Source organism: Bacillus sp. HMA207, assembly GCF_003402455.1.
GTDB classification, from domain to species: domain Bacteria; phylum Bacillota; class Bacilli; order Bacillales; family Bacillaceae_G; genus Bacillus_A; species Bacillus_A cereus.
This window is the reverse complement of the sequence record NZ_BEZT01000001.1, coordinates 2,248,966-2,261,424: the sequence shown is the minus strand read 5'-3', so window position 1 is coordinate 2,261,424 and position 12,459 is coordinate 2,248,966. Positions and strand designations below refer to the sequence as shown.

Here is a 12,459-nt window from a genome sequence, read left to right as displayed (position 1 = left end):
AATGAGAATAGTAACGTGTTTTTTGATTTGAAAATAGCATAAATCCTATAGCTCATGAATATAGGAGTACTTCTAATTTGCCATTGATAAGTTACTGAAAACACTTTGCTTTAATGGAAGTGTCACTCTAAATGACAACATGAGATTTTCGATATTTACCAGGTGTTTCATTGGTGAATTTTTTAAAAATTTTAGTAAAATAACTTTGATCGCTAAAATTAAGCGAAGCGCATATGTCTGATAAAGGATAGGTGGTGAAAGTTAATAATTTCTTTGCTTCTTCGATTCGTTCACGTTGAATGTACTCAATTAATGAAATACCGACTTCTTTTTTAAATAATATAGATAAATAATCTGAATTCACATTTGCAAATTTAGCAAGTTGTTTAACAGATATTGGATTGTAAATGTTTTTAAAAATGTAGTTTTTGCAAATAGCAATAGTCTGTGAATGTTGCTGTGTTTTTTGTGCCTTTACACGGTCTGCAAAGGTACAAAAAGCATTTTTTAATAAATCCCAAACAGATTCTTTGTCTTTTAAATCTTCTGTTCTTTGAATATATAAATCATAAATTTTGTAAGCAATCCCAGATGGAAGTCCCCCTTTTATCGCATATCTAGTAGCGAGCGTGATGGATGAAATACAAATGTTTTTATGACGTCTTAATTGATGGAATGAAGATAAAGATGAAAGAGTCTCTTGTTGGAATTCGTAATAATATTTGAGTACGGTTTCTTTATCCCCGTTTTCTATAGAACCAAGTAGTTGCTGCTCTATATATAAATTATGATAAATGGATTCGTCTTTTTGCATTGAAATATATACATCTTCGTTTAAGATTCTGCTATGACTTATATGAAGTGAGTCACTGTTATTTGAAAATGTGCTTACATCTGAATTTTTTTTATAGAGAATGTTATAGAACAATATTGCTATATTTACAAAGAAATTTTGATCTTTGACTGACAATGAAAAATAATGGTCTCTTGTTCTTTTATAATTTGGAATAAAATTAAGTTTACTATCCGCTTTACTTGTAGAAAAATTTACATGTGCCAAGGGCCCGATAATAACAGTACCGTTCACCATATAATCGCTCTTTATGTGAATTAAAATAAAGTGCCCTAGATGTTCGTGAGTTCTGAAGATGGGGGAATTATATGTATCATTTCTCTGAAAAAGCACATGTAACTGTTCTATTTTTGATGTATACAACAAGTGTGAATCATTTTTTGATGTGAATTCTAAAAGAATATTTTTGTTACAATCTAAAAAACAAACTGGAATTTCAAAAGATTGGAAAAACATATTGCAAATGTACTCTATCTCAACTAGACTGAGCTTTTTAGTCATATTCTTCCTCCTTACAGTAATGCGTAATAGTTAAATAAACATATATTCCTTTTTTCATAAGTAGAAACGGAAAACCTTTATTAATAAAAAATATAAATAAAAGTTATAAACTTCTAAGAATAATACCATAATTTAACATGAACAGCACATATTATTTGAATATACAGGTAATAGTTTTGGACAGTAGCGTAAAATATGAATCGTCACACTTATTTGTTGGTTATTACTTATATGTATTAAAAAATGATTAAGATTGGATTTTAAATAGGGATAGGAAGTGAGAAATGAATAGATTGACAGTAAGTGACTAGTCAAAATTAGCAGTGAAAGCTATTATGTAACAAATGTAATGATTCTTGAAATAGGGATATAAGTGTAATTTAGGGGAGAAAATTACATATATCATGTGGAGAGACAACGTAATAATAGAAGATAAGAAAAGTGAATAAGTGATTGTAAACAATGGATTGTTGGACGACTATGTTTTATGTTATTCGTTTAAATCTGATACTTGGCACACTATTGCTTTTAAGAAGGTAATAGTAATAAAGAAATTTTTAAAATGATAGAAGTAGTAAAGGGGATAAGAGAAATGAAAAAAATATTTAGTGTGCTTTTAGTGTTATTCTTAACATTTTCTACATGGTCTAGTGTATTAGTAAAGGCAGATTCACCATCTAAAGGTACTTTAACGATTCATAAGTATGAACAAGAAAAAGATGGAGCGCAGGGACTAGAAGGTGAAGGTTCTGCAAATCAAGAGGTGCCAAAAGATGCGAAACCATTAAAAGGTGTAACGTTTGAAGTGAAAAGGGTTGCTTCTTTTGAAAAAATTTCAAACGATGGGAAAATCGTGAAAGAAGATGTGAAACCTGTAATGGGAGCAACTCCAAATCAAGTAGTAACAGATGATAACGGACAAGCTGTATTAAAAGATCTTCCGCTAGGACGTTATGAGGTGAAAGAAGTGGCAGGACCTCCACATGTTAATCTAAATCCCAATACGTATACAGTGGATATCCCATTAACGAATAAAGAGGGTAAGGTGCTAAACTATGATGTTCACATGTATCCTAAAAATGAGGTTAAACGTGGTGCAGTGGATTTAATAAAAACTGGTGTAAATGAAAAAGCATTAGCAGGTGCAGTATTCTCTTTATTTAAAAAAGACGGTATAGAAGTGAAAAAAGAGTTAGTAACAGATGCTAATGGTCATATTCGCGTGCAAGGATTGGTGTATGGAGAATACTATTTCCAAGAAACAAAAGCTCCGAAAGGCTATGTAATAGATCCAACTAAACGTGAGTTTTTTGTTAAGAACTCCGGAACAATTAATGAAGATGGAACTATTACTTCTGGTACAGTAGTTAAATTAGAAGTGAAAAACTATGAAGAACCAATAATTGATAAAAAGATTAACGGAAAATTGGAAGCGTTACCAATCAATCCGTTAACTAATTATAATTATGATATTAAAACATTAATTCCAGAAGACATTAAGGAATACAAAAAATATGTGGTAACAGATACTTTGGATGATCGTTTAGTGATTCAAGGAAAGCCAATCGTGAAAATTGATGGAGCAGAAGTAAATGCAAGCATTGTAGAGGTAGCTATAGAAGGTCAAAAAGTAACAGCTACAGTAAAAGATTTCACAAAATTAGATGGTAAAAACGAATTTCATTTGCAAATTAAATCTCAAGTAAAAGAAGGAGTACCATCTGGTTCGGAAATTTTAAATACAGCAAAAATTGATTTTACAAATAAAAATGATGTAATTGGAGAAAAGGAATCTAAACCTGTAGTTGTTGTTCCGACAACTGGAATAATTGAGTTAACAAAAATTGATGGTGCTAATAAGAATAAATTAAAAGGTGCAGAGTTTGTACTTAAAGATAAAAATGGAAAAATAGTTGTTGTAGCAGGAAAAGAAGTAACAGGTGTATCAGATGAAAATGGTGTTATTAAATGGTCTAACATTCCATATGGAGACTATCAAATTTTTGAAACGAAAGCACCAACATATACAAAAGAAGATGGTACAAAAGCTTCTTATCAATTATTAAAAGATCCCATTGATGTAAAGATTAGTGAAAATAATCAAACGGTTAAATTAACGATTGAAAATAATAAAAGTGGATGGGTTCTTCCGGTAACGGGTGGCATAGGAACGACTCTTTTTACTGTAATAGGCCTTACGTTAATGGTTACAGCGGCATTTGTTTTCTTTAGAAAAAAGTTTGCTAATAATTAAGATTTTAGGAACATGTAACTATGGGAAAAGGGGAGAAGCAAAATGCTTCCCTCTTTTCGATATTTAAGCATATACAGAGGTGGAAATATGAAACGAAATCTTGTTTTGGGAGGTATTTTTTTATTTGGATTAGGTGTTTTTTTATATCCTACTATTAGTAATTGGTTGGCGACTCGTGCACATTATTCTGAGATTAGCTCTTACGATAAGAAGATCAAAGCGCTACAAAAGAAAGAAGTTGAACGTAGGGAAAAAGAAGCAGCCGAATATAATAAACAAGTTCACACTTCCACGAAAACATTTACTGATCCATTTTCTGAAAAAAAAAGTAATCATCAAGCATATGCTGATGCGTTAAATTTAGGAGATGTAATGGGGTATATTGAAATATCGAAAATTAATATAAAACTGCCAATCTATCAAGGGACATCTGAGGAAGTATTGAGCCGCGGGATAGGTCATTTAGATTTTTCTTCGCTCCCGATAGGTGGAGAAAATACGCACACTATTTTAACAGGGCATCGTGGTTTACCATCAGCAAAATTATTTACAGATTTAGATAAGTTGAGTGAAGGAGATCTTTTTTATATTCATTCTTTAGACAAAGTTCTTGCTTATAAAGTAGATCAAATTAAAGTAGTGTTACCACACGAAACGGACGATCTACAAATTGTAGAAAATAAAGATTATACAACTTTAATTACGTGTACGCCTTATGGAGTAAACACCAATAGGTTGCTAGTTCGAGGTGTGCGTGTGGAGTTAAACGAGAAAGAAAAACAAAAAGTGAGTACAGAGATATTTATGTTTAATAAGTGGACTGTAATAGTTCCAATCCTATTGTTATGTGTGTTTCTAGTCGTAATTTATAAGAAAAGGTTAACTCGATAGAATGTATTTATTTATCCTGCATTAATGGGAAGTGGGACCGGAAATTCAGAGATAAGTAAAGAAAGTATAGAAAGTATAGAAAGGATGAAGTAAATCCTCATTGGTGAATATGTCATTTTATTCGACTATAGAAAAAATACGGTAAAGGTGGGAACAAAGGAATTGAGGCTACGATTAAAGCTGGTAAGTATTCATTTTATTGTTTTGTTAATGTTAAGTGTAAGTTTTGTCATATATGTACCAAAAGAAGTATATGGATCCACGACAAACTTAGAAGGTCTAGGTGATATATCGCGCTATAATGCTGTTGTCTTTGGTAACCATAAAGCAATAGGTGGCGACATTGAAGGAGCAATTGCAGTTCAAGGTGATATGGATGCATCGGGGTATACAATTGTAGGTGCTGCAGCGGGAACATCTAATATAGTAGGTGAAAAATGGGTTGATGAGGGATATCCGTCCTTGTTATTGTCTGGAAAATTTAAGAAATCAAGAGAAGAATCTTTTATCATTCAAAACGGAATAGTAGTAATGACAAAAGAGAGTGATCCAGATCGCATCATACAATCCTCTTATGATCGTATCGTTTATAAAGAAAAACTAGAAATTGACGCGAAATTTAATGAATTTCGCAATATAGTGAACCAAGTCAGTAAAAATACAGGTCAATATAAAACAAATACCCCAATTCCAAATATGAGTCATGGAATCGGAAAAGATATAAACAATCCTAATATTTATGTTTCATCAGAATTGACAGGGAAAATTAATTTAGATATAAGGGATGTATTTTTACCAAATGCTAAGGACAAAGATTTTATTGTTATGCATTCGGATGCAACAGAGGTTACATTTAAAAATGGGTCTATTCTATATGACACGAACAATATTGGAAGGGCTACAGATATAATTCCTACATCACAACCATATTCTCCTAATTCCCCGTTTACTGAGCTATACGGGAAAGTGATTTGGGTTTTTCCAAATGCGAAAAAAATTACAACAGAGGGATATGGTGTCGTTGGGAGTGTGTTTGCCCCAAATGCTGTATTAGAAACAAAAGGCGGCTCGATTAATGGACAAGCATTTGTCGGCGCGGTACAACAAACTGGTGGATTTGAATTTCACAATTTCAAATTTAACTGGCAACATTGGAACAAGCCTAGTACTGGAAAAGTAAAAATAAAAAAAGTTGATAGTAATAATGATAATAAAAAATTGGAGGGAGCAAAGTTTCATATAGAAGATTCAAAAGGAAAAATAGTTGGAGAACTAGTAACAAATAAAGAAGGAGAAGCGATATCAAAAGACTTACCAAAAGGAAACTATACCCTTGTAGAAATAGAAGCGCCAAAAGACTATGAATTATTAAAAGATAAAATAGCTGTAAAAGTAGAAAAAGATGCAGTAGTAGAAATTAAAATAGGAAATAAGAAATTGCCAGATCCAATGGGGAAAATAAAGCTTGTGAAAGTAGACATAAGTGATAAAAATAAAAAACTAGCAGGGGCAAAGTTTCATATAGAAGATTCAAAAGGAAAAATAGTTGGAGAACTAGTAACAAATGAAGAAGGAGAAGTAATATCAAAAGACTTACCAATAGGAAACTATACCTTAGTGGAAGTAGAAGCACCTAAAGGTTACGAATTATTAAAAGAAAAAATAACTGTAAAAGTAGAAAAAGATGCAGTAGTAGAAATTAAAATAGGAAATAAGAAATTACCAGATCCGACTGGACAATTTGAAATTGAGAAAGTTGATGATAAGGATATCAATTTAAAACTACAAGGCGCTATATTTCAAGTCTTAGATAAAGAGGGTAAAGAAGTGGCTAGATTAACAACGGATGAAAAAGGAAAGGTGATTTCCAGTCAATTAGTACTTGGAAAATATACGATAAAAGAAATAAAAGCGCCAAACGGATATATGTTACTTAGGGATCCAATAGAAATAGAAATTACAGAAGCAGTAAAGACACAAAAAATAACAGTGAAAAATGCGAAGAATAATTGGGTAATTCCTAATACTGGTGGGAGCGGAACAACAATTTTTTACGTAATTGGTATTATGCTAATGTTTGCTGTGCTATATTTCTGTAAGAAAAATCGTATATTATGAACTAATTTTATAGAGTTAGACAGATCGCTGCGTTAGAGAGTTTTTAGGACATGAGTTCGGTATTGTACTGGACTCATGTTACTAAATTTTGAAGGAGGAAGGATAATAGTAAACATAGAATATATTAATGAATTAAAATATTTAAGAGGTAAACATGGTGGCGATAAAACAAGACGAAATTAAAGTAGTTGTCGGAGCTGGAGTGTTTAATAATAATCCAGGTTGGATTCAAACGCAAGAAGATGAACTTAACTTACAAAGCTACGTGGGAAGGAAGATTTGAATACAACTCTATTTCAGCTATTTTAGCTGAGCATGTATGGGAACACCTTACTTTTGAAGAAGGTGTAAGAGCAGCTGAAATTTGTTATGAATTTTTAAAACCATTTGGTCATATTCGGTGCGGAGTCCCTGATGCATTCTTTCAGGATGAGGCATATCAAAATATAGTTCAAATAGGGGGACCCGGTCCGAAAGATCATCCAGCAGCAAGTCATAAAATCGTTCATAATTATATAACATTAACGAAAATGTTTGAAACTGCTGGATTCGAGGTAGTTTTACTTGAATATTGTGATGAAAATGGTCGGTTTTATTACAACGAATGGGATGCAAACGACGGTGTTATTTTCCGTTCGAAAAGGTATGATTCTAGAAATAAAGGCGATAAACTTGGTTTTCCATCGCTAATTGTCGATGCGATTAAGCGTTAATCATTCAACAAAACAGGAGTTAATCCTATGATTTCATAAGTCGCAAATGCGGCTTTTTTATTTGTACGTAAATCTATATTTAATTTTCAATACTATATAACTCGATTTAGAAAATATTTAAGTTTTTCTCAGCGTCATTCACTTTAAATTAACACTTCGTTGACATAAATATTTATTTTATATTTATATTCGTGTAAAATGAAATGAGAACATATATTCTATATAAGGGGGCAATCAAAATGATAGCTGAAATTGGGAAACTAAATGATGGATATATTGTGAAATTTGAACGCCAATTTCCATATACGGCAGAAGAAGTTTGGTCTGTATTAACAGAAAACAGTAAGCTGAAAAAATGGATGTCCAATTTACAGATTGAAAGCCTTAAAACGGGTGGAATAATAAAGTTCGACATGATGAACGGTTCATTCATAAACATTGATATTTTAGAATGTCAAGTAAACTCAGTACTTGAATTTACTTGGGATAAAGATCGTGTCCGATTTGAAATACATAAAGAGGAAAATGGTACTCTTTTATTCCTTAAAGAGTACATTCATGAATTAACAGATCATACACCGAGGGATTTAGCTGGTTGGCATATTTGTTTAAATCTTTTTTCTTCTGTTTTAGAAGGAGAAGAGAAAGAATTTTCTAAAGATGAATGGCAACAATGGTTTGAAATATACAAGGATAAGATTCATGAAGTGAGAGGATAATTGTATAATAGGTAATATTCATTATGTAATTATTATATTTTAAAAATGCTTTTGTGAATAAATAAGAATAGAGGTTAATATGAAAGTAAATCAATTAATTGCTAATAACATAAATAAATTAGATGCAACTATACCGTTTAATAAATCGTTTGGAATTGCTGGGTTATCTGGATCGGGTAAAACAACTTTTTGCCAAACAATTGGTGAAGAGTCAAAAAAACGATTAGTTTCTTTATTACCAAAGGCTGAATATCAATATTTATTTCCTAACATTATGGAAACAAATTTTAGTGCTATTAAGATGGAAGAAATGCCATTAGTACTTTTTCTAGGAAAATCATCGATTTCGTCTAATCCGCGTTCAACGATTGGTACTCATACTGGTGTTTTTACAGAGGTTCGGGAAAAACTTGCTGAAGTATTTAATCTTTCTCCAGAGGTCTTTTCATTTAATAATCAATTAGGCTGGTGTACTGGTTGTAAAGGCCGTGGTACTACAAAAAATGTTGAGTGTAAAAAATGTAAGGGAAAACGTTATAGTGAAGAAATTGAACAATATGAAATTGATTTGTTGGAAAAGCCACATTCAATCTCAAATATTAATGATTTAAGTGTTGAATCTATTCTTTCACTAGCAAAACAATTAAATATTAGTGAGGAAAAACAGCATATACTGCAAAATATTATTAATATGAACATTGGTTATTTAACATTAAATCGAATTATGGGTACGTTGTCAGGTGGAGAGTTAACACGACTTTATTTGGCTGAATTCATGGCAGTAAGTGAAAATGCTGTAATTATTATTGATGAGATTTCAGTTGGACTTGATCATGAAACATTATTACAAATTTTAGAAGAGATTAAACGATTAGGGTGTAAAAATCAAATTTGGCTTATTGATCATTCAGATACGGTACTAGATACAACTGATGAGCAATTGTTCTTTGGACCTGGTAGCGGAAAATATGGCGGGAAAATTGTGAAAGAATCACCAAGACCAAAGTCAATACTGTGGGAGCGAAATAAAGAAATACCAACAGAATATTATACATTCTATGATTTATATTGCCGTAATATCCAAATGGCGGAGTTTCAAATTCCTAAAAACAGGCTTGTAACGGTTACAGGAGAATCGGGATGTGGGAAATCTACACTTGTCAACGAATGTCTAGCTACAGATTTTTTAAAACGATATCCAAAAGATAAATTAGTTATGGTAGGACAAGACCGAAATCAATCAATTACAAGTCGATCAACTGTAGCAACTTTCCTAGATATTAAAAAGAAACTCACAAAGTATAGTGAAGACATTGATGATATTTTTGAGCGCTCGATTGAGGATATTATTGATGAACTTCCAAATGAAGATATCGCTTATAAACGTTTGAGCTTACTAATTAAATTAGGGCTTGGCTATTTAACATTAGAGAGAAAAACACAAACATTATCGACAGGTGAGTTTCAATGTGTTCATTTAGTTTCGGAATTATTTGCAAACACTAGAAATCCACATACATTATTCATTTTTGATGAGCCTTCAAAAGGTTTATCACAAAATATTTTAAATCAATTTATCGATAGTATTAGAGGTATTCTGCAAGATGAATCAGTTTCTATCATTATGATTGAGCATAATCGTTACATGTTAGAAAGCTCTGATTATATAGTTGATTTTGGAAAAAGGCAGAATGAATCTGTAGAGCATTTGGATGTTGTTAAACATGAGGATTACTATCGTCAAAAAAGTAATGTGAATAGCACAGAGAAAATAAATATCTCTTCAATGCTTAAGCAGAAAAAAGGAGTTCACTATTTAGAAGAAAATCATATTAACTATTTTAAAAATGCCGAAAATGTTTATAAGGGCGGTATTTTAAAAAGTTTATCATCAATGGCTAGGTTAATTTATGGTGAATATGAATCTGATACAATCGCACCTGTTATTGCTATTGATCTTGAAAGACATTTATATAGTCAATATAGTTTCTTATATGAGATTGGTGGATTAATTAATCATATTGTAGCTGCTCATCCAATTAATAAAGATACGAGAAGTTTTGATTTCTATTCACAGGACAATCATTGTCCATCTTGTTCTGGACGTCTTCAAATTGAAGTTTTTGATAAAGATATTGCCATTCAAGATAAAAGTGTTCCATTTTGGGATGGGCTATTCGATCAAGAAATCATGAAGGTATTAAAATTTTATCAGCATGAAAAAATAGAATTTCTATTCGAAGAAATAAAAAATGAGCTTGGTCACGATTTGTCAAAGAGCTATAATGATATGTCAGAAGAAGAAAAGCATACGTTTTGGTACGGATATTTTGAAAAATCATTTTATGATAAAAAAGGAAAGACACGCAGAACATGGGTAGGGTTTAATACAATTATTGGTGGATATATTGTTATTTCAAAAGCACCTATTAAAGAAGAAATTAAGAGTTCAAAAAAAATGATGAAATGTCCAATTTGTGAGGGGACGGTTTTAAATCATCATAAACCACTTAAATTTGGTAACGTAGATATTCGTGAAATAATCAATCAGCCTATTAATAAAGTATTGAAAATAGTTGGTGATTTACCGGCACTTGTTAAATTGAAGTCTATTGTTGGTGGCGATATGGTATTGACGGAAGATGTTTCTTTATTGCCAAGAAAAGCACAAGTTGCATTGAAAATGTTTGAATTAGAACAAGCAAGCTTTTCAAACTATGAAATGGTGTTACAAAATGTCTTACCATTCTGGAGCGAAATAAAAGGAAATATCGAATCCATTAGTGTTAATAATCAGGTAACTGTTTGTGATTTCCCTAATGTTTATGAAACGAGAGAAACCATTATAGATAAGTATTTCACAAATGGTAAATATAAAAAACTTACGTATGTATACGAAGCGTTTGGATACAAAAAATTAGTTACCCAAATTAATAAAATTAAAAAAAGTAATCCATGTCCATTTTGTAAAGGTAAGAAAGTGATAACCGAAGATAATTTACATGATGGTGTCTTTAAACTAACAATTCCATGTGTAACTTGTAATGCAAGTGGTATTAATGACGAAGGGTTAAAAGAAGTTGTCGAGGGCGTGGATGTACAAACGTGGTTAACTGGAAAAGTAAGTGATGTTGTGAATGAAAGCTTATTAACAGAAGCTGTTGGACAAATACCCATTTTCAATCGCATACGTGAGTTGGATAAACGAGATATGATGGCGGTTTATGAATGTCTTGAGAAAAATAACTAGTGATGGATTGTCAATTGCAGTAGTCATAAAAACAGGAATATAGGTTTTTAATTATATAAATATAACATGTTAAATTGTTATTTAAATCGTTAAAAATAGTTGACCCTCACACAATGTCATTGTTTAAGATAAAGTTGAGCTTCAAAGTAGATGTAACTTATAGGAGGAAATCATGTTTAAAATAGGGGATTTTTCAAAACTATCTTCCATTAGTATACGAATGTTGAGACACTACGATAAAGTGGAATTACTACAACCAGTAAAAGTCGATGAGCAGAGTGGATATCGATTTTATTCAGCAGACCAATTAAAAAAAGTAAATCAAATTCAAACGTTAAAAGCTATGGGGTTTAATATTGCTACCATCAAAGAAATAATAGAATGCGATAATATAGATACCATAAAAGAGAAATTTTTAAATCGTAGTGCTCAAATTAAAGAAGACATGAATAACCTCCAAAAACAATTACGTCTCCTCGAAGACTCAATGAAAACGATGAGAGAGGATGTTGTTGAGATGAATTATCATGTTTCAATAAAAGAAATTCCAGAAAGAACTGTAGCTAGTGTTAGAAAGATTATTCCATCGTATAATTGCGAAGGTGATTTATGGAGTGTATTAATGCAAGAAATTCAAATGAAAAATATTAGTATTGCCCAACCGAGTTATAGTATTGCGGTTTTCCATGATCGTGAATACAAAGAAAATGATGTAGATATAGAAATACAGCTAAGTATTCTAGGTAAGCACGAAAATACAAAAGACGTTACATTTAAAAATATGGAATCGACTAATGTAGCTTCTATAACAGTTAATGGAAGTTATGAACAGATGACAGCTGTAAATGAGGCTGCGGCAAAATGGATTGAGACAGAGGGTTACAAATTAGCAGGCCCGATGTTTAATATTTATCATGTGAGCCCAGCGATGGAATCCGATCCTAATAAGTGGGTTACAGAAGTTTGTTATCCAGTTAAATGAAGATAAAGAAAAAAGGCATTATTTATATGCCTTTTTTCTTTATAAACTTATCCATAAATATCAAGATAAATTACTTCTTGATTTGATTCGTCAACTACTAGCACGATTGAATTTGCAAATGTACAAAATGAGCGGATTATAATGGATTCCTTTAATGAATCTTCTAAAAACCAACCTG

The 12,459-nt window shown here is 31.5% G+C and carries 7 protein-coding genes and 1 pseudogene; 7 read left to right on the top strand and 1 reads right to left on the bottom strand.

Going from position 1 to position 12,459, the window contains the following annotated elements:
* Positions 1-127: 127 nt before the first annotated feature.
* A complete protein-coding gene (locus HMAS_RS11870) occupies positions 128-1,354 on the bottom strand; it encodes a helix-turn-helix domain-containing protein (RefSeq protein WP_025709581.1) in 1,227 nt (408 codons plus the stop codon).
* Positions 1,355-1,946: 592 nt separating this feature from the next.
* Here HMAS_RS11870 and HMAS_RS11865 point away from each other — a divergent pair.
* The 7 genes and pseudogenes from HMAS_RS11865 to HMAS_RS11835 all read left to right on the top strand — a co-directional run bounded on the left by HMAS_RS11865 (position 1,947) and on the right by HMAS_RS11835 (position 12,281).
* Positions 1,947-3,608 carry a SpaA isopeptide-forming pilin-related protein gene (locus HMAS_RS11865; RefSeq protein WP_162871151.1) on the top strand — a complete coding sequence of 554 codons (1,662 nt, stop codon included), beginning with the start codon at positions 1,947-1,949 and terminating at the stop codon, positions 3,606-3,608.
* 87 nt (positions 3,609-3,695) lie between these two features.
* Positions 3,696-4,499, top strand: a complete 804-nt coding sequence (locus HMAS_RS11860) for a class C sortase (protein ID WP_078385459.1) — start codon at positions 3,696-3,698, stop codon at positions 4,497-4,499.
* A 162-nt stretch (positions 4,500-4,661) separates the two neighbouring features.
* On the top strand, positions 4,662-6,617 hold the full coding sequence (locus HMAS_RS11855; RefSeq protein ID WP_063264101.1) for a SpaA isopeptide-forming pilin-related protein: 1,956 nt from the start codon (positions 4,662-4,664) through the stop codon (positions 6,615-6,617).
* Positions 6,618-6,771: 154 nt separating this feature from the next.
* A pseudogene (locus HMAS_RS11850) lies at positions 6,772-7,330 on the top strand (class I SAM-dependent methyltransferase).
* Positions 7,331-7,569: 239 nt separating this feature from the next.
* Positions 7,570-8,049, top strand: a complete 480-nt coding sequence (locus tag HMAS_RS11845) for an SRPBCC family protein (RefSeq protein ID WP_000559840.1) — start codon at positions 7,570-7,572, stop codon at positions 8,047-8,049.
* A 79-nt stretch (positions 8,050-8,128) separates the two neighbouring features.
* A complete protein-coding gene (locus HMAS_RS11840) occupies positions 8,129-11,299 on the top strand; it encodes an ATP-binding cassette domain-containing protein (RefSeq protein WP_000867761.1) in 3,171 nt (1,056 codons plus the stop codon).
* Positions 11,300-11,471: 172 nt separating this feature from the next.
* Positions 11,472-12,281: a MerR family transcriptional regulator gene (locus HMAS_RS11835; RefSeq protein ID WP_044306958.1), complete on the top strand. Its 810-nt coding sequence runs from the start codon at positions 11,472-11,474 to the stop codon at positions 12,279-12,281.
* The last annotated feature ends 178 nt before the right edge of the window (positions 12,282-12,459 follow it).